The following is a 22,975-nucleotide window of genomic DNA, read 5'->3' on the forward strand; positions in this document are numbered from 1 at the left end:
GGGAGAATCCTCAACGCGTTTTTAAAGGCAGTCTCATCTCAACTGTTGATCAAGCAACCGGCTTGATTTCGTAGCCCGTGCGGTATTCGCGGCGCAGGAACGGATTGGCCGCATCGGCGTTCTCGCCGACAAAGCGTTCGGTTTCGGGATCGTGTGTCAGCATCGGTCCGGACTTCAGCTCGGAAACGTCCGCACCGTAATTCTTCAACGACGAATGCATGTCGTCCAACACAGCGGACCACGCTTCCAAATCCGAAGCCGAGCGGACTTGATCGTCGTTGTAGGAGCTTGCACAACGCATCGCGACGTTGGCCAAATTACACCATCCGGTGCTATGGTGGCCGTTTTCGATAGGGGCCGCCAACGAACTTGATTGGCGGCTTTTGACTGCTTCAACAAAGTTGCTGAGGTGAGCCGGCACGGTGCTCACATTCGCTTTGAATTCGCGAATCGTCTTGCCATCGCGATCGACGGCTTTGCCGCTACCGCGTTGACCTAGGTAGTAACCACCTTCACAAACAACCACGTAGCCGCTGCCTGGCCCGGTCATCGGTTTGCCGCCAGGAACTTTCCAACCACCCCTGGCGTCTGGTTTGATCGACATATTGCTCAGTGCGATCACCGTCGGGAACATTTCTGTTTCGAACAATGCGAAGTGCACGTTGGGAGTTTGTCCCGCGTCGTTCCATCCCATTCGGCCGCCAGCGGCGATCATTCGCGATGGGGTGGAAACTTTGTCTTGATAGGCAACGTTTCGAATGTCATCCAGGATGTGAACACCCCAGTTGCCCATCTCGCCGCTGCCAGTGTTCCAATCCCAGTGCCAATCGTAGTGGAAGTTGTTCCGCATGATCGGCTGGTCCTGAGCCGGTCCGAGCCACAGGTCGTAGTCGACTTCCGCCGGTGGGGTCAGCGGTGTATCGCGTTTGCCAATCGGCCCGCGAACGCCCAGGCGGTTTGCCTGCACGTATTGGATGGCGCCCAACGCTTTGTCATCGTGCAGAAATTCACGGGCTTGCATTTGGATGGGATCGCTGCGTTGCTGGGTTCCCAACTGGACGATCTTGCCCGACTTTTTCGCGGCTTCGACGACTTGGCGTCCTTCCCACTGCGAATGCGAAAGTGGTTTCTCAACGTAAACGTCTTTGCCGGCATCAATCGCCCAAATCGCGGCCAAGCAGTGCCAGTGGTTGCAGGTCGTGATGACGACCGCATCGACGTCGTCCAGATCCAACACGGTGCGAAGATCTGTGTAGGCCTTGGCTCCGACCTTGTCCGCCAAAGACTTGGCACGTTTCTCGTCCGGGTCCGCGACGGCGACCATTTTTGCACCTGGAACACTCTTGTGAACCGTGCGAGCAAGTTCGCCGCCACGACCGCCCGCGCCCAGAACTGCAATCCGAACCTCTTCATTCGCTGCGGCTCGCAGGGGACTTGAAAGTGCAACGGTACCGACGCCAGCGGCGACACCGGCCAAGAAATGACGCCTACCCAAAGTGGAGGTCACGACTTCACGCATGTTGTGGATCCTAGGTTGATGAAAATGGGGATTCGGGATTTTGGAAACTCGCGTCCCAGAATAACGGATGCGGATTACGAAAGGCAAAGCATCCTTGCGGCCGTTTAGCGGTTGGCCACGCCGCGATAGGGAGTGGCCTCGCCAAAGGATCTTATTCGTGACGCAGCGCGTCGATCGGATTCATTTTTGCCGCTCGGATCGCGGGATAAAGCCCGCTGATCAGACCAACCATGACTGCGATCAATACCGCCAGAGGAATGGTTTCGTAGACGATCGTCGGTTGCGAATCGCGAATGGCGCTGGGCAGGGCTTCGAACTGTTCCGGAAAACCACTGGCAACCAATCCAATGAACAACCGGTACATTGGTGGGCCAGCGAAGCCCAATAAAATTCCAAGAAACGCACCTGCGAAGCTGAGCACGATCGTTTCGACCAAGAATTGACGTACGATGTCGGAACGTTTGGCACCCAACGCACGCCGAACACCGATTTCGCGGGTGCGTTCGGTAACGCTGGCCAGCATGATGTTCATGATGCCGATGCCGCCCACCATGAGCGAAATGCAGGCGATCAAAACCCCGATCCCCAGGAACATCAAACGCAGGTTGCGTGCTTGCTCGAGCAATTCCAGCGGAACGACAACGGCGATATCGCCAATCTCGGAATGCTTGGGTGCGAGTATGTTCTGGATCACCGCGGCTGTGGTGCGAACTTGAGAGACTCGTTCGACTTGCAGCGTGATTTGATTCAGTTCCATCATCTCGATTTGAAACTGGCCGCTACGGCGGGTAACGATGGTGTCTCCGATGCGTTTTTGCATCGTCTGGATCGGGATGTAAACGTCCTTGGAAAAGTCCTGTGAGTCCAAGGAACCACCAATTGCGGCCGAAGGATTACGAGACTCAAGAACCCCCACCACGCGGTAGAAATCAGTGTGTTCAGGGATGTAAATCCGTTTGCCAAGTGGTTCTTCATAGGGGAACAGTTTCTCGGCAACCCCATCCGCGATCACGCAAACATTTTCGCTGTTCAGCCCGTCCGCATCCGTGAGAAATCGTCCGCCGCGGTCGCGAATTTTCAGTTGGTTGACAACGGCGTAGCCGGGAGTGCTACCGACCAAACGGCCATCGACCAACTTGTCACGGTAAGTGAATTGGCGACGAATTTCCCGAATGGGAACCGCCTTTTGGATCGTGGGAAGCGTGGCCAGGATTTGGTCCAGTTCCGATCGTAGCAAGCCGTACTTGGAGGCGGAGCGATCGGCGAGCTTTTCTTCTGGTGGTTTGACCGTGCGAGCGATGATCGTCGTGGCGCCAAGTGATTCAATCTGTTTTTGAACCTGATCGCTGGCACCTTGGCTGATGGCTGTCAGCACAATCACTGCCCAAACACCGATCAAGATTCCCAACATGGTCAGGCCGGTTCGGAGCGGGTGTAGGGTCAAGCTTTTGACGCCGAGCGTGAAGGTCCGCCACCAAATCATGATTCGAGCCCTTGTTTGGCGAGGATTGCCTTCGCGGCAGCTCGTTGCCGTTCGCGAGCTACGTTGCGTTTGTCTTCCGGCACTGTGACATCGCTGTGCAACATGCCGTCCTTCAGGCGAACCACACGTTTGGCTCGATCGGCGACATCGTCTTCGTGTGTCACCAAAATGATGGTCCGGCCTTCGCTGTTGAGCGAATCAAACAGCGTGAGGATTTCTTCGGTCGTAACCGAATCCAAGTTACCCGTTGGTTCGTCAGCCAAGATGAAGTAAGGATCGTTGACCAAAGAACGTGCAATCGCGACGCGTTGTTGTTGTCCACCGGATAGCTGGCTGGGACGGTGATCCAACCGGTCGCCCAAACCCACTTTCGCGGCCAATTTGACGACTCGCTCGTGTTGTTCGGGGCCGAGTTTGCCCTGGTAATACAACGGGACTTGAATGTTCTCCACGACCGTCAATTGTTGGATCAGATTGTAGGACTGAAACACGAATCCGATGCGACGGCTGCGGATGTCGGCCAACTGATCGTCGGTCATTGTGCTGATGTCGTCATCGCCCAGCAGCAACTTCCCCGCGGTGGGTTGGTCGAGGCAGCCGAGCAGATTCAGGAGCGTGCTCTTGCCGCTTCCCGACGGGCCCATGATGGCAACGTAGTCGCCTTCGGGCACATCAAACGAGACACCACGAAGGGCTCGGACCGTTTCGCTCTTCAGCACGTACTCTTTCTTGAGATCACGAATGCTGGTCGCCAGGCGGTTGCCACCGGCGGTAACGGACGGAGTCGCTGCGGAAGCCAATGCGGAACCGTGGGAAGAGCTGGAAACGGGTTGGGATTCGTACGCGTTAGGAGAACTCATGACGCGTTGACTTCGGCGGTTTCGGCAGACGTGACCTCTTTGTCTGTGTCCGAAGCTTCCGCCGTTACGGAGGTTTCATCGGCCGAGTCCGTGGCGGCTTCATTCGCGTTGGCACCGTCTTGGCCACCAGGACGATTTGCACCGGGGCGTCCCGCACCGGGTGGACCGTTGGGTTTGCGACCTTCGCCCGGTTTTCCCTCGCCGCGTGCTCCAGCGGATGGTGGCCCGCCGGCCGCGTCAGCACCCACCGTTTCGCGAAGATCACGCATCTCGCTGTTGTCTTCCGCTTCAATCTCCGGAAGGTCCATCAAGTTCAGATGTTCACGCAAGTTCAGAATGGCCGTCTCGCCGAGTTCGAGTCCCGAGACAATGTTGACCATGGTGTCGTTGGTGGCACCGATTTTGACCTCGCGGGTTTCAAACTCGGTTGGGCCTTTTTTGACCAGCGAGTACATCTTTCCGCCGTGTTCATACAAGGCTTGGATTGGCACTTGCGTCGCGTCTGGCAACTGTTGGATGAACACCTCCACCGCAGCTGTCATCCCCGTGCGAATGATCTCCGGTGGATCGATGATTTCAATCGTGACGGCATATTCCTTGACGGAGGAACTGAACCAGCTGCCGGGTTCCGCATAGCGGTTGACCTTGGTGACGCGACCCTTCAGCGTGACGTCGGGAAGAGCATCCAACCGGATCTTGGCCGGCATTCCTTTCCTCAACAGTGTGATGCGAGATTCGTTGACTTTGCAGCGAACCTGCATCATCGTTGGATCGGGAAGTTCGATGATGGCTTGGCGTTCACGAACCTGTGCCCCAGCCTCCACCACGAATTCCGCGTTGCCGCCCCGCGAGCTGTATTTATTCGCATGCACCACAACCCCATCGGTCGGTGCATACATGACACACATTTCGATTTGTTGTTCGACTTCCGCCAATTCTTGTTGGGCTTCGAGCAATTCGGATCGGGCTGCCGACAACGTCGCTTCGGCCGCGTCAATGTCGCTGTCGAACTGCACCAGCATCTTTCGACGCGTTAGGTTTTGCAGCACCTTCAATCGGGCTTGTGCCGATTCCAATTGGTTGCGTGCATTGGCGAGAGCAAACTTGTCCGCTTCCAATTGCAGCGACTTCACCAATCCCTTGGCGACCAAACGTTCCGTACTCCCGATCGCCAACTGGGCTTTGCGAAGTTCTTGCTCGGCGACAGCGATCTCGCTTTGGATGGTCTTCTCGTCCGTCTTGTATACGCCTTCGAGATATTCCTCACGAGCGATCTTGGCTTGCTCGACCAGAGCCGACGCGGTGGCCACATTGGCTTCGGCCGTGATGACTTTGATGCGGTCCTCTTTTAGTTCCAATTCCAGGTTCGACGAGTCCAATTCCACCAACTTGTCGCCTTTGCGGACTCGCGTTCCCTCGTCGATCACCCACAAGATGGAAGTGCCCGTGCTGCCGCGTGATTTGATTTGGCAGATAATCTCAGTATTGCTGCTGCTCTCAATTTCCCCCTGTTCGATCACGGTGTGATCAAACGGCCCACGCTCGACCGTCGTGACAATCAAATCGTCCAGGCTGACTGTGGAGGACTTTGCGTAGTATCGCTGGTACGCGAAGTAGCCGCCGATGCCGACCACGGCCAGCACGATCAACAACCCGAGCAGGACGCCGCCGCGCCGCGATGCAGCCTCGCGAGCCGCTGAGTCAGACCGGTTCACGAGCCCGGCAGAACGAGACTGTGCGGAGTGCGGAAGATGCATATGGCGAACGTTGCCAATGCGAAAACGCTCTGCAACGGCGTTTTGCCGCTGCGAGCAAATGAGGTTGGATCGCATGGTTCTTGGCGGGGGCCGTAGGTGGGGAACGGAGAGCTGTTGTTTGAACCCCAACAAATCACGAAAGTTTCGCGATCGTTTTGCGGGGTGGTGAACACGGCGAATTCACCGAACGGCCCATTATCCTACTCGACCCGAGCGATCTCCCAACCGTTTTTAGCAAAAATACCGGTCGTCAGAGATCATTGAACCATCGATTTCGGACCTGACCTCCGCAGATTTCCGCTGCAATTCGGTCTGGTCCATCGCAAACCGAGGGTTGATTTCCACCTTGACGGAATCGTCCACGGTCACGTCACACGTGCGTAACCAGCGGCGGTGGAGATCGCAGATCGCTTTTTGAGCCAATTCTGGAGTATCCGTTGCGGCACCGTTGGCATTCTTAACGGGTGCAAAGGCCTCGGCCGGATCCACTTCGCAAACGATCGTGTTGTTGGCCTCGGGCAGCAGGTCGAAAATGAATTGTTCGAACTTGGTCGCGTTGGGGCTGTCTGGAGTAACCGCTTGGCCCGATTCGTCCAAATGAGGCACCTTTTTGTTGGCACGGTGAAACGGAAAGGAAGCATCCGACTGCAGCATGCGATCGAAGAATTTTAGATCGAACAGATGGACCGCAATGTTTCCGGCCCACAGTCGCAAACTGCCGTCTTCATTGGTCATCTCCGCGGCGGAGTCTGGCAGGTCGCTGTACTCAATGATCTGAGTCTTGCCATCGACCTCGACCACGTTGCCAACTTTTTCGGTTGGATAACGTTTGCGGATGACTTGCGTGGTCATCTCGCTTTGGGCCAATAAGTGATGTCCGATGAAAACAGGATCACACAATTCGACCAGTGGATTGTCGACCTGGAAGTAGAACAGATGCTTGTGCCCTTCTCGCTTCATTTGCTCCAGACAACCGTTGCGGTCCAGGGCTCGCAGCGTTCCGCCGTGGCCATCGGGGCTGAGTGCCAACGAATCTTTTTCGGACATCAAGATTTTCCCAGTGGAGGCATCGACCGCCGGCATGGTGCCTTGTTCAAAGATGATGACTTGCTCGGGCTTCAATCCGAGATAGTTGTTCTCTTCGAAGTACTGTCGCGTTTCAGCGTCTGTCGCGGCACTGGTCATCAGATACAGCGGAACGTCGACACCATAAGTCTCGCTGGCCGCGATCAATCGATCGGCAAAGAATTGAAACAGGGTGCGACCGCTGACGGGGCCAACCGGGAACATGCCTTTGGGTTGATCAAAACCCAAGCGCGTTCCTTGGCCGCCCGCGACCAACACGGTCGCGATCTCGCCGTCGCGGAGGGCTTGCTCGCCGCGCTCGCGAGCTTGCTCCAATGTCCAGTCGCATCCGCTTCCGTCGCTGGCAACCGCTTGAGGCATGGTCGCGCGAGAGGCGAGTTCACCAAAATCAATCGCCTTGTCTTTGCCTTCGATCAAAGTCTTCAACTGGCCAAAATCCACTTGCGAAATTTGGCGGCTGAGTTGCGTTTGACCGGCATCGTCGAGTGAGTCCCAAAAGCGAAGCAGATGCTGTTGGTCGTGAGGTTCCAAGCGGGCTTGTAGTTCGTCGAGCGTGAGTGTGGCGTTGGCTTCGGCGGACGATTGGACAGACATGGGCAGTCGGTGGTGTCGTGAATGGAGAAAAGTGAGTTGTGAGCCTGCAACACTGATCGGCGAACGAAACAACAGACACGTTTCGCTTCGCCAGGTTGAACGAATCACGCGAGCTTTTGAAATCGGCCAGCTCGTGGTTGGCCAAACAAATTGGTGTGATTGGACAGACGAATGAATCGTTGCTGGCCAAACAATTCACGAATCGTTCGGCAGGCTCTTATCTGCTTCCTAGACAGCATATTCCGTTCCGGCGGGACGCTCGCCACCCCAAAGCGACTTTCGCGAAAACTTCGCTAACCTTTCCTCTGACACGTCATTCGTGATTCTGCGGAACGTTCGGTCTGGGGAAGGCGGAAGGTTGCCCGAACCAATCCGGATGAAAACCCTGGCGAACGGCGAGCAGAACCGCCTTGCCGTGCTGGTGGGGTGCGCCGTGCGTGGTGTCCCATTCCAACCGTTCTTCGTATCGAAGGACTCGCAAACCAGACGACGGTGCGACCGCCCATTCGATCAATTGATTGGGACGAAAATAATTGATCACCGCGTCAGCCGTTTCACTGACTGGTTGGTTGCTATCCTTGCCCGGTGCTTGATCACTGCCGGGGTCTTCGGTTGTGTGCACCTGAACGTACAGCACGCCGTGAGAGGTCAATCCATCGCACATGTTCTGCCACACCCTCGGTGCGTCAGCGGCGGGAATGTGATCCAAAACCGTGGTGCCGATGATGGCGGAGTATCTTCCCGCAGCAATGTCCAATTCCCGAACGTCACAGACGAGTGTTTGAACGCGATCGGACAATTCGGCCTTGACCGCCCGTTCGCGAATCCGGTCCAGTCCCCGTTCGCTGACATCAACGGAGGTCACGTTGAAACCGGCGGCGGCCAGTGCCAGCGTGTCGCGACCCGCTCCCGCACCCAGGTCCAGCGCGTGACCGCAACCATCTTCGGTCGATTGGACTTCGTCGGATGTGGGAGCCACCACCTGGCGAAGGTAGGCCGCCAATTCCAGCGAAGGCTGCATTCCATAGGCGATATTTTCGCGGTCGTAGGCTTCAAAGAAGAAATCACGCGGTTCGTCTTCGGTGACTGGATTCACGCTGATACAGATGGGCTAAAGAATGTGGGATAAAATGAGGGAGTCATTGGCAAGATAGCCTGTTGGGAAGCGAAACACAGACATGTCATTTCATGAAAGTCAAAACGTAACCAGCGATGGCCCCATCGATCGGCCCGCGGATGACGTCCCGGTGGTCGCTGAGTTGGTGCCGGACGTGGAGGCCGAAGTTGTCTCCCAAGCTTCGTCAGAACGTCCTCCATGGAAACGTCGATTCCGGGCGATCGGCCGATGGGTGGTGCTCGGCGGATTGATGCTGATGACCTTCGCGTTTTTGAGTTCGGGGTTGAGTCCCAACCCTTCGGCCATCCCAACGCTCGAGATCGCTTCTGATTCAACCTCGACCGACCATTCGGTGTTGATCCAGGGTAATTCGCCCTCGGAAGCGGGTGTGCCGGCAATTGAAAACGTCGCGTTGCGGGCTGACGGGGTTCGTGAAAAGAAACCGGAGGATGTTCTCCGGGAACGGTTGGCCGAGCAGTGGCGATTGAGCCTGGACGAACGGGGTTTGGAACCGGCACCCATGGCGGATTGGCTGACCGTTTGCCGGCGTCTGTCGTTGGCTTTGGTGGGAACCGGATTGTCGTTGGAAGAGATCCGATCGTTACAGCGAATTCCGGAAGCCGAGCGAGTCTCCGTGCACCGCGAACGCTTGCTCAACAGTGATCGATTCCATCAGTACTGGGCCGAACGGACGGCTCGTTATTTGGTCGGTGCCGACGAAGGCCCGTTCATTTTCTATCGCCGCCGACGGTTTCGGACTTGGTTGAGTGAGCAATATGCTAAGAACACTCACTACGATGATTTGGTGAAGATGCTGATCATCGCCGAAGGGGTTTGGACCGACCGTCCGGAAGTCAACTACTACACGGTGACGTTTGATAGTGGCGATGACGGACCCGACCCCGTTCGATTGGCAGCACGAACCACACGAGCTTTCTTGGGGGTGCGAATCGATTGCTTGCAGTGCCATGACGACTTCCTGGGAAATGTCTCGTTAGGCAACGCGGATTGGATGGTGCACTGCACCGACGATTGGATCCCTCGCGAACACCGAGCATCCGACGATTCGTTGCCGACTGCGAGTGACGTGGGTGTGCTGCGTGAGGGCAGCCAAGAAGATTTCCATTCGTTGGCCGCGTTCTTCACGGCGGCAACCAGCGAGGGCGTGCAAGGACTTCGCAATCAGAAGGCTGACTACAAGTATCAGTTTCTTTACGAAGACGAAGAAGTCCAAGTTGAACCCGATGTTCCGTATCGACGCGATTTGTTGCCTCCGGCTCGCGAGCAAAAGAACCATGCGCAAGTAGCTGGCGACGAATCGGAGTTGCCGCATTACCTCAGCGATCGCGAACGTTTGGCCTACTGGTTAACACACCCTGAAAACAAACCTGCTGCGAGAGCTGCGGTGACTCGGTTTTGGACGTTGTTGTTCGGGCAACCACCGGGCATAGAAACGGAATACGGATTCCAAGTTGGTGAAGTGGACAACCTGCCCTTGGATATTCCTCCGTCGCCGATGATTCAAACGCTGGCCGATGCTTTTGTTGCCAACGATTTCAACATTCGAGACCTGATCCGTTGGATCACGGATTCGCCAGCGTTCCAAGTCAGCAGCCAAGCGGACTTCGATGTCACCGAACAACACGAATTGGCGATGGCGGTGTTTCCTGTCACGAGGTTGCGCGGGGAGCAGGTGGCGGGCGCCGCGATTCAAGCGGGGCGTATCAAGACCATCAATCGCGATTCCTCGTTCCTTGTGCAATTGATGCGTTTTGGTGAAACCAACGATTTTCTAAAACGCTATGGGGACTTGGGTGAAGACGAGTTCACGCAACAGCCGGTCACCATCACGCAGCGACTGGTGATGCTGAACGGCAAAATGGTTGCGGAGACGTCCAAACCCAACCCGGTTTTGAGTGCCGCGTCGCACATCGAAATGTTTTCCGAGAATGATGAAGCGGTCGTGAGAACGCTGTATCTGACCGTGCTGAATCGTGAGCCCAGTGAACGAGAATTGAAACACTTTGCCTCGCGGCTGAAGCGTGAAGTCCGCGAACAAAACGAACCGGCGACATCGCGAAACCAGGAGATCACGGACCTGATGTGGGTGCTGCTCAACAGCAGCGAATTTGGCTGGAACCATTGAGCAGCAGGGAATCGAACCCTTGCTTGGTCCAAAACGGGGCGTGGGTTCGAACGAGATTTATCAAAAGACGAACTGAAGCTTGAAGCGAGCGAGAGGATACTGAAATGACGATGTCGATCAGCAAACCATCGGGGCACACGCTTTGTGACGTGCGCACTCACCTCTCTCGGCGTCGATTGCTGGGGGCCGGTTCGGCATTCATGATGTCGGCGCTGGCACGAAAGTTGACGCTGGCGGCTGAGCAGCAAGCGGACTCCGGCAAGCCGCCCAAGAGCGTGATCTTACTATGGCTGGAAGGTGGGCCGAGCCAACTGGAAACCTTTGATCCGCACGCGGGGACCAAATACGGTGGTGATGTGGGCGCCATCGATACCAGTTTGAAAGGTGTTCAGCTCGCTGACACCATGCCTCGATTGGCCGAGCAAATGCACCTGTGTTCGTTGGTGCGAAGCGTCGTCGGAAAGGAAGGCGATCACGAGCGAGCTATCTACGCGATGAAAACTGGTTTCCGGCCGGATCCAACGCTGGAACATCCTTCCATCGGCAGCATTCTTTGCCACGCCGATGAAGCGGGAGCGGACATTCCACGTCACATTTCGATCCTTGCCGGGCGGTCGGCCGCGACGGGCGGTTACTTGGGTCCGCAGTTCGATGCGTTCAAGACGGGTGACCCGGCACAACCCGTTCCTGACGTGCGGGCCCGAGTGGATGACGCTCGCTATCAACGACGGTTGGATGCTTTGACCAACATACTCGAACCGCAATTCACTCGTGGACGCATTCGTGACCTGGAACAGAATCGAACACTGCACTTGGCCGGGACCGAAGCCGCGCGGCGGATGATGTCGAGTGATCAGCTGTCAGCGTTTGATGTCAACGAAGAACCGCAATCCGAACGAGATGCCTTTGGCGATCATGCGTTCGGTCGCAGTTGTCTGTCCGCCTCGCGGCTGATTGAGGTTGGTGTGCGATGCGTTGAGATCACGTTGACCGGCTGGGACAGCCACATCAACAATCACAGCTTGCAATCCAGTGCCGCGGAAACGTTGGATTCGGGAATCGCCGCCTTGCTCAAACGATTGGAAGAGCGGGGATTGCTAGAGTCCACGCTGGTTGTTTGCGGCGGTGAGTTTGGACGAACGCCCCAAATCAATCCGGCCGCGGGACGTGATCACTGGGTGCACGGATTCAGCACACTTTTCGCGGGTGGCGGGATTCGCCGTGGGCATGTTCATGGGGCGACGGGAGCCGAGCCCGATTTCGACAAGCCCGATCGGCATGTCACGCTGCCCGTCACGATCCCAGATTTGCACGCCACCATTCTGGAGAGTTTGGGACTGGAACCCGACGTGGAATTGAACACGCCGATCGGTCGTCCGATGAAACGCAGCGAGGGTGAAGTGATCCGTTCGATGATCGGCTGATCACTTCACGGGCTTCATCCAGTCGATCTCGAACGATGCGGGCTGCGCTTCAGCATCCAATTTTCCAAACGCAACCATCGTGAGCGTTTGGGGATCAACGTCATCCGCAAAACGAACCGGGTAAGCCTTTTTGTTCATCAACCGAACTTGGTATCCGTTTTCTTCATCGGTTGCTTCGATCTTGCCCAAAATCATGGCGCCATCGGTTTGGCGTGTTTCCTGTGGCGTGTCGATCCATGCGGGAACCTGTCTGGCGAATGAAACGAACAGTGGCGTGTTGCCAATGATGCGGTCAACCAACGGCTGCAGCTGTTCCAGGTCGTCCGAGTTTGCATCCGAAGAGACTCGCGACATCATTCCGTACGCGTAGACAACAGCCTGCTGAAATTTCGGGTCTTCGGCGTCCAGCGATTCCAAGCGATCAAGCACCATGCCGATCTCATCGACCGAGGAACTGAGGTCGGACGAAACGTCGGTTGTCGGTGACTCCACTGGATCTTCCGGAAGGCTCATTTCGGCGGGCTCCGCCGATGTGACTTCACTGATCGCAGCAGGCAGCCCCGGTAGATCCGTTTCCGCAGGTGCCTCATCCGTCATCGGCAGATCGAACGAGGTGTCTGGTTGTTCGTTCATTGCGACCGGATCAAGGTCGTTCTCCGGTGCATCGGATGGTTGGAATGGTTCTGTGTTCGCGAGATCTTCCGCTGCGGGAGAATCAATTGGTGCAGCGGGTTCAGACGGGGCCTCGGTCGCTTCCATTGCGAGATCCGATTCAGATGCATCGTCTTGAGTCAGCTCCGCCAAGGCGTCTGCGGCCGGATCAGATTCCGGGACCATATCCGATTCGCTTGTGTCCATTTCCACTGGAGTGAGCAATTCGGAATCGCTTTCGTTCAGATCTTCCGCGAGGGATCTGCCTTGCGGTGATGAGTCCATCGGCGGAGGAGTGTAGGACGATGGAGGTGCGGCGGTTCTGCGAATTGGGGTCGAAGAACTAAGCGATCCATCCAGCGGGTAGAAACCTAGGTTCGGTAAAGCATCCAGGTACCAAAGCAAACCGCCGCCGATTGGTAACGCAAGCAATGCACCTAGGATGGGCGAACCCACCGTCTTCAACATCGATTTCTTTTTACGGCGTTTGCGATCACTGGAATAGATGGCCATCGGTGGATCTTCTTCACCGCCGGTTTCCAACTGAATGTCATCGGACGCATCACTGGATTCGTCGTTGACCAAAAACGCGTCTAGGTCTTCATCATCTTCGGGGGCGTCGACGGTGACTGCTTCGTGTTCTTGCAGCACACCTTCTTCTTGCAACACACCTTCGTTGCCAACGTCGCTGGATGTGTCTTGGATGTCCGAGGGTTCGAACATGTCCAGGTCGGCATCGTCATCCACGAGCGCGGTGGGGCCGCTGGCGAGAGTGGTTGGTGCAGGATCCATGCTTGCTAATCCAGGCACCTCGTCTTCTTCGGAGCTGGTGAGGCCCAATGGCGTTCCCGCCTCCGCTTCCGCGGACAAATCATCACCCACAACGATCAAAGCGGGTGGCAGCGCGGCTTCGATTTCATGGTGGTCCAGGGTTGCCAGACACCAAGGGCATTGCACTTGAGCCGTGTTGGAAATTTGCCCCGACAACAAACGATCTGGGATCCGAACCGATTCGTGGCAGCGGGGGCAAGGTGTGACCAACATGAGGGAGACCAATTCGACGAAGGCGTGGTGAGCGGATTTTCCCCGCATTGTAACTACGCCCGACAGCCATTTCAGCCCGCCGACGAGATCGGTTGATTCTCGTCTTCGTGGCTGGTTTTCAGTTCGTGATTCAGGATCTCCAGCAACGTTTGAAGGAAGACAACCACCATGGGGCCCACCAAGATTCCAATCGGACCAAACACAGAGACGCCACCGATCACACTCAACAAAGCGAATAAAGGATGAAGTTGGCTGCGACCGTGAAGCACATAAACTTTGATCACGTTGTCAATCGATGAAACGATGGTTGCCCCGTACAACGCCAGCATCGATGCGGCGATCCAACGTTCTTCCACCAACCCCAGCCAGAGCGCACACGGAACCCAGACGGACGCCGCGCCCAGGAATGGCACCAATGCCATCACACTGGTCAAGAAAAGCAGCAGCACAATCTGATCAAAATCTGCCAGCCAGAACCCAAGCGTCGCCAAGATGCCCTGCACCAACGCACTCGCGACACTGGCCAACACTACGGCTCGGCTGGTCCGATCGAACTCCATCAACAATTGATGTTCGTAATTGTCATCCATTGGTGACAATCGCATCAACGTGCGGATCATCACCGGACCATCGATCAGAAAGAAGTAAACCGCAACGACAAGAATCACCAAGCCGAAGATCACTTGGGCGACAATGCTTCCCGTGGCGCTGGTCAATCGAACAAAGCGAGGTTGAAGCGATTCACGAGCCATCCGGATCAACGAGGAAAAGTCTTCTTCGTCCGGGTTGGCGAGCAGGCTCAATTGGCTGCGCAGTGATCCACCTAGCAACAAATTCATCCAGCTTCGAACCGACGCCGCCGTGATGACCGCGGGCCTTTCGAATCGTTCATTCTTGTTGAGCTGAACCAGCAAACGAGGTTCGTCTCGCCCCGCCGAATCGGAAGGCGTATCGCCGGCATTCGCATCGGGTTCCAGCGGAAGGTCGGTGTCGGTTGATGGCCCTAGCTGGTCCAGTGAAGGCGTTGCCGAAAGCGTTGCCTCGTCTTCCGCTGCGGGGGCGTTCGTGAAAGAAGGCTCGACCGGATTGCGGGGAGGCTCATCAGCCGTCGAACGCTCGTCGGAATCGGGAACCAACGCATCGAAGTCGTCCGAGAACTCGTCTTCCTCGAGCCCGCCCAAAGAGGACGTTGCGGGCGCGGTTGATTTGTTTGGCGATGGAAGGAAGCCTGGTGCCGGTTCCTCGTCGATCGATGCCCGCAACAAATCCGCGTATTCGTTCAGGTTTTCGATCGCGATTTCGGATGCGCCGGTGGCCATGTCCGCGTTGGGGACTTCGGTCTGCAGGTATTGAATGATCGCCGCCGCCTGGCGCAGTTCCGTGATCTTGTTTTGGACGGCCAACGGATCATCGGCTTCGGGGACGGTGATGTCGCCAACGATGCGATCCAGTTCTCGGAAATGCTCGGGGTGCGGCAGCGACAAACCAACTTGCGATCGAACGCGTTCCATCGCCACCGACATGTTGCTGAGATTCATCTTGCTCAACAAAATCGTGAACTGAGTTGTGGCAACGGAAACCAGTACCCCCAGCGGCAACAACACGATGAACAGGATGAGTGCGGTGGTCGTTCCCGCCGCGACTCGTTTTCGTTGGCCGGTTTTCTGCAGAATCCAAAGATGGATTGGACGGAAGATCACGACCAACAGCGCCGCCAAAAATAACGGCACGAAGAAGCCAATCATCAGCCGATAAAACAGAACCCCGACCGCCAGGATCCCAATCACCAACATCACCACCGACATGATTCGCGAAAGCGAGGGCAATTGTGGAAAGAGGATCTGTTTTCGACCTTCGCCGCTTTCGCTGACTTTCGCGGAAACCTTTGGCGCGCCTTTGCCTGGTTCTTTGTCACGCTCACCATCTGCGGCGGTTTCAGGTTGGTTATCGGTCAGCGGCTGGCTTGGCGAAGACGACTTCGAATGTTCGCCCGCCACGGAAGACGGATGTTCGCCCTCTTTCGCATCGTGGTTGGGCGTTGCAGACGGATCGCCAGCCCGCTCGTGAGTCGAGTTGGTGCGAGAACGGTTGGACGAGGTTTTCTTTCTTCGGCCCACAAACTCCCTTTCAATCAACTGTTGCCGGTTGGGCGTCGCCTTCGATCACGAGCGAAAATGGTTGGGACACCGCTTCGCGATTGATCGACAACGTGATTTGATGCCGCCCGCGAGACAAGGGGAGTTCACTCAAACGCCAGGTTGGCGTGGGATTTCCATCCACCCAGGCTTCCAAACCGGACCAACGATTCAAGGCCGATTCAGCGGGGTTGGCTGCCGAACTGGGCTCCGGATCATCGGTCGGCAAATCGTCTCGTTGCAGCCGGATCGAAACCGTGGTTTCGTTTTGGGAAGCGTTTTCTGGAACGACCTCCAGTCCAAATCGGACGAAGCTGGTGGGAGGCGTTTGACGGTGTTGTTTGAACTGATCCAATTCCTGGATCCGCAGTTTGCCGTTGACCAACGAAGTCAGCGGTCGCCACGTCATCGCCGCGTCATCGCTGGCCGCCGTATCGACGCTGGTTCGATTCAGTCGACGATTGGCTTCCGCGGTGTAGTTCAGCGTTTCATAGGTTCGCACCAGGTTTTCCGTCGAAACCGTGTACTGCGGATCCCGACCCAACGCAACCAAGAACGTGGTCAAGTCCACCAATTCGGCTTCGGTCAGATCGTCGAGCAAACCTTCCGGCATCAGCGACCGACCCGGAGCGTCATCCAAAATCGCATCGACCTCAATGTCTCGTTCGGTGCCGTCGGCCAACCGCAAACGCAGTGACTCCTCACTCTGTCCAATTGCAATGCCGCTGATGACCTCGCCGTCTTCTGTCAGGATTTTGCGGGTCGAGTAGCCTTCCTTCAAACGTGCACTTGGATCGAGCAGTGACTCCAGCACATAGTCCGGTTGAGAACTTCCGCCGAGCGAGACCAGGTTGGGACCCACCAAGCCACCGCCGGCACCGATCGCGTGACAGGAAATGCACTGAAGCTCTTTTCGCCGATAGATCATTTCGCCGCGAGAAGCCGAGCCAGAAGCGTGGACCTTTTCCAGGATGCGAGACTGCAATTCGGGAGTCAGCTTCCACGTCGCGTCAGCAAGTTTGCCCGCATCGCGAATGGCTTGTTCTAAATTCGCGTTCCCGCCCGCGGATCGAACCGCCCGAAGGATTTCGCGAGCGTTGTCGGATGCCAGCTCAATCTCGCTTATTTTCTCGGTGTAACGTTTGGCCAAATCGGGACGTGCCAACGATTGCGTCAGCCAACCACGAGCCACCTCGGTCATGTCGGGCGAGCGAAGTGCCTCGACCACCAAAGCGACCGCGGCACCGGGACGAGCGTTGGCCATTCCTTGGATGGCAGCGATTCGATCAGAAGTCGACCCGTTACGCGCCAACCGATTGAGCATCTGTTTTGCGTCGGCCGACTCCAAAGAAGCAAGGGACTGGATCCAGCTCGAACGATCCGCGGCTTCGGAAAGCTTTGGATCATCGATGGCCTTGAGCAAAGCCGTCTCTGCTGATTGCACTCGCCACTGGCCCGCCGCACGTGCGAGCCAATTGAGTGTCGTCAAGTTCGATGTTGAAGAAGGTTGAGACTCCAGCCAGTCGGAGATCGTCCGATTTGCGTCCGTCGGTTGAAAGTTCTTTCGAACCGCCGTGGCATCCAGCAGAGCCAACATACGAGCGGGCACCTGAGCGGTGTCGCCACTCAATGAACGACTCAGTGCCTCGCCGATCTGTTGTGCGGTGGCGACTTCGCCGATGGCGTGCACCCAAGTTTGATCGGCGGAATCGGAGACCGGGTTCTCCCACTGAATCCGTTCCATCAAAAGCTTCGCAGCATCCGATGTGGAGACAGCACGGACCGCCCAGGCCAACGTGTCTGGCGATGATTTCCAAACCCGATCGAGTTCACTGTTCCCTTGTTGCCAATGCTCCGCCGTGTTTCGAATCGATTGCCACATCGCAAAATCAAGTGATGGTTTGGATTCAAGCGACGAAGCCGATGTCAGTTCTCGTGCCAAAATCTGATGCAGCCAAATGGCGGATTCAGGCGTGTTGAGTTGGCCGCATTGCACCACCGTTTCCAAAGTGAGAGCGGGATCGGGGATCGCCGCCGCGACACGAATCAAGTCGGCGGCTTCGGCCATCACGCTCTCACGCTGCCCCGGATTTAGAATCGCGGTTTGCTCGGCCGATCGATACTGGCTCCGCAACCAAGCACGTGAATTTTCGGGGACCTGGGTTGGATCCTGCTTCCAGGCCTGAAGACGCCGCAAGGAGGGTCCGGTCGAGATCGGCATCAATGCGGCTTCGTGAAGCCATTGAGTCTCCAGTGTTCTTGAAAACAACTGCTCGGCCTCGGCGCTGCTGACCCAGTCGCTCACTTGCTGAAAGAAATTGGGTTCTTCGATTCGTTCCCAGAGCGTTTGGCGAGAAAATTGACGAACGCTCAAAGAAGCGTCTTCTAAGTAGCCGAGCAATTCCTGGGTGGATGCCGAATCAAAGTCAGGCCACGGGTCAAGTTCACGATCGGGAAACGACACCCGCCAAATGCGCCCGTGTTCGGTATCGCGTCGTGGATCACGGAAGTCCACTTCGCCGTGTTGGATGATGGGGTTGTACCAATCCGCGATCAAGATCGTTCCATCAGGTGCCATGCGAGCGTCGATCGGACGGAACGCCACGTGTTCCGTGGTCAGCAATTCGGGTTGTTGACGGCTGACAAAATCAGCTCCGTTAGGGCGGACGCTGAACCGGCAGACGCGATGGCTGCGGAAGTCATTGGTGAGCAAGTCACCTTGCCATTCGGATGGGATGTGAGTTCCCGAAAGAATCTCTAGACCGCAGTGTTTGGGACTCCCGGGGTTCAGGCCGCTTAACCAACGTGTTGCACCGGGGGAGGTCACGAACACGGCATCGGGAAAGGCATAGTTGATCCCGTCGAAGTAAGCCCCGTCGGTGACAAACGATTCGCCATTTTGGTTGAAAACGTGTCCCCAAGGATTGATGAATCCTTTGCAGACAACTTCTAACTGTCCTGTGCTGGGTCGATACCGCCAAATTCCGCCACCGTCCAAACGCTTGGTGCCATCCGGCGTGTCGATGTGGGAGTGAATGTAGATGGATTGGTTGAAGTACAAACAACCGTCCGGACCCCAACGCAGCGTGTGCACCAGATGGTGGGTGTCTTCGGTTCCAAAACCGCTGAGCACGATCCGCCACTCGTCGGCCACACCATCGTGGTCGGTGTCTTTGAAGTGCAGCAATTCAGTGCTGGCGGCCACGTAGGCTGCGTGAGGGCCGTCGGGAATCACACCAGTGGGAATCAACAATCCTTCCGCAAAAACGGTGCTGGATTCGGCGACGCCATCGCCGTCTTGATCCCGCAGGACCACGATCTGATCATTGGGGATCTCACCCGGTTTGACCTGTGGATACGACTTGCTGCTGGCGACCCATAACGCTCCCGTTCGATCGAAGTTCATTTGGATCGGTTTACGGATGTCCGGATCCGCCGCGAACAAATTGACCTCGGCCCCGGGGGCCAACTTCATTGCCGACGCCTCGGCGGTTGGATGGGGATCGGGGATGTCCGTCAGGTCATTTTGGGCAAAACCGACCGTGGTTAGCAGTAGGTTGATGGCCAACAGAAACGAAGGCAGGAGGGAACGCCAAAAGGTGGGGCTTGTCATTTCAATTCTTGACAGAGTGGCGGGATGGGCTTCTCTATGGCTTGCACAGAGGCCCCACAATCTAGCAGGTTTGCATCCAGGGGCCGGATGAAGGCGGGTGGTACAAATCGTCCGCGGATGCTTTTTCGTTTCTTTCCCGTTAGTTGCCGTTCGTTTCATGCCCGCCGTTGACCGCAAAACCTGTTTGTTCGATCCCGATGCGATGGAGTCGCTGCGTCGCGAACATCGATTGGATCCGCAGGCGATCCGTCAATTGCGAAACGACCTGCTGAAGAAGTTCGAATCAGACAGCTCGGTCTTGGCAAAATTTCCCGCGGCCGACTCGGTTTCATTGCACGTGTTGGAACTGTATCAGCGGATGGATTCTGAGCTGGACGGCGCGACGAAGCTGTTGTTCGAAACCCGATCGGGAATGCTGATTGAGTCGGTGATTCTACGAATCGCGACGGGGCGAACGACGTTGTGCGTTTCCAGTCAAGTTGGCTGCGCCGCGGCGTGTGACTTTTGTGCCACCGGGAAGATGGGCATCGCTCGGAATCTGGAAACATCCGAGATCCTTGACCAGATCGTTCAGGCGGGGCAGTTGCTTCAGCAAGAAGGCCGCCGGTTGAGCAACATCGTGTTCATGGGCATGGGGGAGCCTTTGCACAACGAGTCCAACGTGACCCGAGCGATCGAATTGCTCACCGCAAGCGATCACTTCGCTCGTTCGCCCAGCACCCTGCTTGTCTCCACCGTGGGTGTCCCTGCCGGAATGTTGCGTTTGGCGAAGCGGTTTCCAAAGTTGAATTTGGCTCTCAGTCTGCACTCGGCCAACCAAGCCGTCCGCGAGAAAATCATTCCGCTAGGAAAAAAAGCCTCTCTGGAAGAACTGCACTCGACGATCTCGCAGATCCAGTCAATTCAAGATCGTGAATTCATGATTGAGTACCTGATGTTGGATCAGCTGAATGACTCAACCGATGACGTTCGGAGGTTGATTGATTGGATTGGTGACCTCCGCGTCCACATCAATCTGATCCCGTACAACACCATCGACGCATCGCCTCATTTGAAGGCCACGCCGAAACAACGCATCGAATCCTTCGCAAGCGAGTTGAAAGAAGCTGGTTTCAAAACCACCGTGCGATATTCTCTTGGCAGCGATATCGAAGCCGCCTGCGGCCAACTCATCCGCCAAGAAAACCGACTACGAGCGATGGCAGACCGTGCGGTCCAAATCAATATTCGGTGAGCATGGTCGAAGGCATTTGAAAACAGTCTGAGTAACTATTGGCTGTCGTCGTCTGAAGCAGTCAATTCGTCGAGGAGTAACCGGGAATGCTTATTAACGCAAAGATGCAAAGGCTTGAGGACGCAAAGGACTCGTAGTGTTTCAAGCTTGGCTTCGTGGAATTTTAATTTCAAAGGTTATTTACAACACGATGGATTCCGTCTTTGACCAGCCTTTCGCCAAAGTTAATCACCAGCCCGAGCCTGAGGTTTTTTAGTCGGTGGTACGTCAGAAGCTGAGTCGCGATGATTGGGTTGTATTGGTTGACGGCTTTGCATTCGACAATTACAAGACCATCGACGAGCAAGTCGATCTTCAAGGGAGTCGCCAGCGTGACATCCTTGTAACGAATCGGTGAAGGGGCTTGCCGACGCACGTCAGAGCCAGTCTGAGTCAATTCGTAAGCGAGAGCTTCCTCGTAAACGGATTCGAGCAAGCCTGGACCTCCCAAGCTCCGATGCACTTCAATCGCAGCGGAAACGATCCTCTTGCTGATTTCGTTTTCGGCCATCCACTTCTCCGCTCGATGAGGTTTGCACTGCACTTGAAGGAAAGAACGGATGTGACGAATTCAGGATCGCTCCCTCTGCGTCTTAGCGCCCTTGCATCTTTGCGTTTCTTCGAAAGGCTCGATCTGTTCGAGTTGGAAGTAGCGGCGAATAGATGGACGATGGCAGGATGGGCGATGGCAGACGGTTGTTTTATCGAGGGAAAACCGGATAGTTTTTTAGTTCACAAATTGGCTTCTTCGACGTGGGGTAGGTCGTCGATGGTTTCGAGGCCGAGTAGGACGAGGAGGCGTTCGGCGGGATAGAAACGGGAGACCAGTTTTTTGGTGTCTTCATCGGGTTCGCGTTTGACTTCGACCAATCGGCGGCGAACCATTTGGTTGAGCAGCGAACCACTGTCGCGACCGCGTAGGTCGGTGACGCGGGCGGAGGTGATTCCAGGTTGGTAAGCGACCAGTGACAGAACTTCGACCGCGGCTTGGTTCAATCGCGTTTCGCGAATTTTTCCGGAGAACGCGGCCCGAACGTTTTCTACTTCGGGGGCCAACACCATGCGGTAGCCGCCGTCTTGTTCGACGATGCGAATGCCTTGTCGCTCGGCGCGGTAGGACGCGTTGAGCTGATCGATGATCTCGACGACTTCTTCGGGCGAGAAGCCACGCATGATTGATGCCAAACGAGGTGGTGTCAGCGGAAGGTTCTCAGGATGCCCAACGAACAAGGCGGCTTCCACGATGGCTTCGGGGGTGGCCGCGTGCTCGGCTTCGGTTTCGGCGGAATTTTGTGCCGCGACCGCCAACGCTTCGTCGCTGTCGGGATCTTCTTCCGCATCAGAGTCAGACTCCGTTGTCTCCGATGGCTCGCTGGCATCGGCTTTCAATAATTCGGCTGGATCCAGATCGGTCGGCGCGTCATCGCCGCTTTCGGACATCGCGGCAACGCGGGCGTAGGCGGCACCGAGTTGTTCCAGCGAAAAGCCTTCTTCGTCGTCGTCCAGTTCGTCAGAAAGATCGGCTGGATCGAGTTCATCAGACGAATCGGATGGAGACGGGCCCGGTTCTTTCATCTTCGTTCACTCATGAAAATTCTGACGCAGTTGTTTCATTCCGCGGTGCAGCAACCCGGCGACGGAACCCGTTGTCTTGCCAAGCCGTTCGGCAACCTCAGACAATTTGAGTCCTTCGAGGTAGTGCATGGCAATGGCATCCCGTTGAGCGTCCGGCAAGGATTCAATGGCTTCCGCGAGCGAGACCAACGATTCGCCCGCCATCGCGTGTTGACTGGGCGTGCCCACATCGCCGGCGAGTAAACCTTCCAAACGCATCGACGATTTCGCGACACGCTGCTCCATCGATTGTTCACGTCGGATGTCGCGTTTGTCGCGGTGCAGATCGCGATCGAGATGGCACATTTGCCGGACCAAAATTTGTCTCAGCCAAGCTCGCCATTCCGCTTCCGTGTTGCCGCGATATTGATCGACCGCGGCGACGGCCTGCAGCATGGTTTGCTGAACAATGTCCGATGCCCCCAACTTGGCTTTGTAGCTCGCTCGCATTTGCATTCGGGCCAGCATCCGCAAGTACGGTTCGTAGCGAGCGATTTCTTCGGCTTGAGACGGATCGGTCGCGGGCGGATGGGGCGAGGATTCACCGCCCGATTCGTTGTGGGGCGGGTCCGGCGGAAAGGAAGATTCGGGGGACGTCATGTTCTGGACGGGGGTTTGTCGCTTCGCGGGTTGACGACGGATCGTTACAGTAACAGAAC

General features: G+C 56.3%; 15 protein-coding genes. 3 read left to right on the plus strand and 12 right to left on the minus strand.

Features of this window, described 5'->3' with window-relative positions; all coding sequences use genetic code 11:
- Nucleotides 1-49: 49 nt before the first annotated feature.
- From LOC70_RS17670 to LOC70_RS17695, 6 genes are all read right to left on the minus strand, one after another.
- Nucleotides 50-1,519 (minus strand): Gfo/Idh/MocA family protein, encoded by a 1,470-nt coding sequence (locus LOC70_RS17670; protein ID WP_230255311.1) that lies wholly within the window; start codon nucleotides 1,517-1,519, stop codon nucleotides 50-52.
- A 151-nt stretch (nucleotides 1,520-1,670) separates the two neighbouring features.
- Nucleotides 1,671-3,002, minus strand: a complete 1,332-nt coding sequence (locus LOC70_RS17675) for an ABC transporter permease (protein ID WP_230255312.1) — start codon at nucleotides 3,000-3,002, stop codon at nucleotides 1,671-1,673.
- Nucleotides 2,999-3,862 (minus strand): ABC transporter ATP-binding protein, encoded by an 864-nt coding sequence (locus LOC70_RS17680; RefSeq protein WP_230255313.1) that lies wholly within the window; start codon nucleotides 3,860-3,862, stop codon nucleotides 2,999-3,001. Before LOC70_RS17680 ends, LOC70_RS17675 begins: the two co-directional genes overlap by 4 nt.
- Nucleotides 3,859-5,577 carry an HlyD family efflux transporter periplasmic adaptor subunit gene (locus LOC70_RS17685; RefSeq protein WP_230255314.1) on the minus strand — a complete coding sequence of 573 codons (1,719 nt, stop codon included), beginning with the start codon at nucleotides 5,575-5,577 and terminating at the stop codon, nucleotides 3,859-3,861. The genes LOC70_RS17680 and LOC70_RS17685 overlap by 4 nt, the downstream gene beginning before the upstream one ends.
- A 273-nt stretch (nucleotides 5,578-5,850) precedes the next feature.
- On the minus strand, nucleotides 5,851-7,299 hold the full coding sequence (locus LOC70_RS17690; RefSeq protein ID WP_230255315.1) for a UTP--glucose-1-phosphate uridylyltransferase: 1,449 nt from the start codon (nucleotides 7,297-7,299) through the stop codon (nucleotides 5,851-5,853).
- 313 nt (nucleotides 7,300-7,612) lie between these two features.
- The gene (locus LOC70_RS17695) at nucleotides 7,613-8,395 is read right to left on the minus strand and encodes a class I SAM-dependent methyltransferase (protein ID WP_230255316.1); all 783 of its coding nucleotides are present in this window, start codon (nucleotides 8,393-8,395) and stop codon (nucleotides 7,613-7,615) included.
- Nucleotides 8,396-8,477: 82 nt separating this feature from the next.
- On the opposite strand from LOC70_RS17695, the gene LOC70_RS17700 reads away from it, so the two are divergent.
- Together LOC70_RS17700 and LOC70_RS17705 are read left to right on the plus strand one after the other, a co-directional pair.
- Nucleotides 8,478-10,562 (plus strand): DUF1549 domain-containing protein, encoded by a 2,085-nt coding sequence (locus LOC70_RS17700; protein WP_230255317.1) that lies wholly within the window; start codon nucleotides 8,478-8,480, stop codon nucleotides 10,560-10,562.
- Between the two features lie 110 nt (nucleotides 10,563-10,672).
- On the plus strand, nucleotides 10,673-11,986 hold the full coding sequence (locus tag LOC70_RS17705) for a DUF1501 domain-containing protein (RefSeq protein WP_390889053.1): 1,314 nt from the start codon (nucleotides 10,673-10,675) through the stop codon (nucleotides 11,984-11,986).
- Here the strand turns inward: LOC70_RS17705 and LOC70_RS17710 are convergent, their stop codons facing one another.
- From LOC70_RS17710 to LOC70_RS17720, 3 genes are all read right to left on the minus strand, one after another.
- Entirely contained in the window at nucleotides 11,987-13,681 is a 1,695-nt protein-coding gene (locus tag LOC70_RS17710; RefSeq protein WP_230255319.1) for a hypothetical protein, read from the minus strand.
- A gap of 71 nt (nucleotides 13,682-13,752) precedes the next feature.
- Nucleotides 13,753-15,522 (minus strand): AI-2E family transporter, encoded by a 1,770-nt coding sequence (locus LOC70_RS17715; protein WP_390889082.1) that lies wholly within the window; start codon nucleotides 15,520-15,522, stop codon nucleotides 13,753-13,755.
- Nucleotides 15,523-15,808: 286 nt separating this feature from the next.
- On the minus strand, nucleotides 15,809-19,429 hold the full coding sequence (locus tag LOC70_RS17720; protein ID WP_230255321.1) for a PVC-type heme-binding CxxCH protein: 3,621 nt from the start codon (nucleotides 19,427-19,429) through the stop codon (nucleotides 15,809-15,811).
- A gap of 157 nt (nucleotides 19,430-19,586) precedes the next feature.
- Between LOC70_RS17720 and rlmN the strand changes: the two genes are divergently transcribed.
- The gene (gene rlmN / locus LOC70_RS17725) at nucleotides 19,587-20,663 is read left to right on the plus strand and encodes a 23S rRNA (adenine(2503)-C(2))-methyltransferase RlmN (protein ID WP_230255322.1); all 1,077 of its coding nucleotides are present in this window, start codon (nucleotides 19,587-19,589) and stop codon (nucleotides 20,661-20,663) included.
- A 169-nt stretch (nucleotides 20,664-20,832) separates the two neighbouring features.
- Here rlmN and LOC70_RS17730 read toward each other — a convergent pair whose 3' ends face one another.
- The 3 genes from LOC70_RS17730 to LOC70_RS17740 all read right to left on the minus strand — a co-directional run bounded on the left by LOC70_RS17730 (nucleotide 20,833) and on the right by LOC70_RS17740 (nucleotide 22,916).
- A complete protein-coding gene (locus LOC70_RS17730) occupies nucleotides 20,833-21,213 on the minus strand; it encodes a GxxExxY protein (RefSeq protein WP_230255323.1) in 381 nt (126 codons plus the stop codon).
- 221 nt (nucleotides 21,214-21,434) lie between these two features.
- On the minus strand, nucleotides 21,435-22,277 hold the full coding sequence (locus LOC70_RS17735; RefSeq protein WP_230255324.1) for an SMC-Scp complex subunit ScpB: 843 nt from the start codon (nucleotides 22,275-22,277) through the stop codon (nucleotides 21,435-21,437).
- Nucleotides 22,278-22,283: 6 nt separating this feature from the next.
- A complete protein-coding gene (locus tag LOC70_RS17740; protein WP_230255325.1) occupies nucleotides 22,284-22,916 on the minus strand; it encodes a sigma-70 family RNA polymerase sigma factor in 633 nt (210 codons plus the stop codon).
- Nucleotides 22,917-22,975 lie beyond the last annotated feature (59 nt).

The sequence above is a fragment of the Rhodopirellula halodulae genome, assembly GCF_020966775.1.
GTDB lineage: Bacteria > Planctomycetota > Planctomycetia > Pirellulales > Pirellulaceae > Rhodopirellula > Rhodopirellula halodulae.

Excerpts from the sequence above, each read along its gene's own strand:
- LOC70_RS17670 (WP_230255311.1), bottom strand. The coding sequence starts at position 1,519 with ATGCGTGAAGTCGTGACCTCCACTTTGGGTAGGCGTCATTTCTTGGCC.
- LOC70_RS17675 (WP_230255312.1), bottom strand. The coding sequence starts at position 3,002 with ATGATTTGGTGGCGGACCTTCACGCTCGGCGTCAAAAGCTTGACCCTA.
- LOC70_RS17680 (WP_230255313.1), bottom strand. The coding sequence starts at position 3,862 with ATGAGTTCTCCTAACGCGTACGAATCCCAACCCGTTTCCAGCTCTTCC.
- LOC70_RS17690 (WP_230255315.1), bottom strand. The coding sequence starts at position 7,299 with ATGTCTGTCCAATCGTCCGCCGAAGCCAACGCCACACTCACGCTCGAC.
- LOC70_RS17700 (WP_230255317.1), top strand. The coding sequence starts at position 8,478 with ATGTCATTTCATGAAAGTCAAAACGTAACCAGCGATGGCCCCATCGAT.
- LOC70_RS17705 (WP_390889053.1), top strand. The coding sequence starts at position 10,673 with ATGTCGATCAGCAAACCATCGGGGCACACGCTTTGTGACGTGCGCACT.
- LOC70_RS17710 (WP_230255319.1), bottom strand. The coding sequence starts at position 13,681 with ATGTTGGTCACACCTTGCCCCCGCTGCCACGAATCGGTTCGGATCCCA.
- LOC70_RS17720 (WP_230255321.1), bottom strand. The coding sequence starts at position 19,429 with ATGACAAGCCCCACCTTTTGGCGTTCCCTCCTGCCTTCGTTTCTGTTG.
- rlmN (WP_230255322.1), top strand. The coding sequence starts at position 19,587 with ATGCCCGCCGTTGACCGCAAAACCTGTTTGTTCGATCCCGATGCGATG.
- LOC70_RS17730 (WP_230255323.1), bottom strand. The coding sequence starts at position 21,213 with ATGGCCGAAAACGAAATCAGCAAGAGGATCGTTTCCGCTGCGATTGAA.
- LOC70_RS17735 (WP_230255324.1), bottom strand. The coding sequence starts at position 22,277 with ATGAAAGAACCGGGCCCGTCTCCATCCGATTCGTCTGATGAACTCGAT.
- LOC70_RS17740 (WP_230255325.1), bottom strand. The coding sequence starts at position 22,916 with ATGACGTCCCCCGAATCTTCCTTTCCGCCGGACCCGCCCCACAACGAA.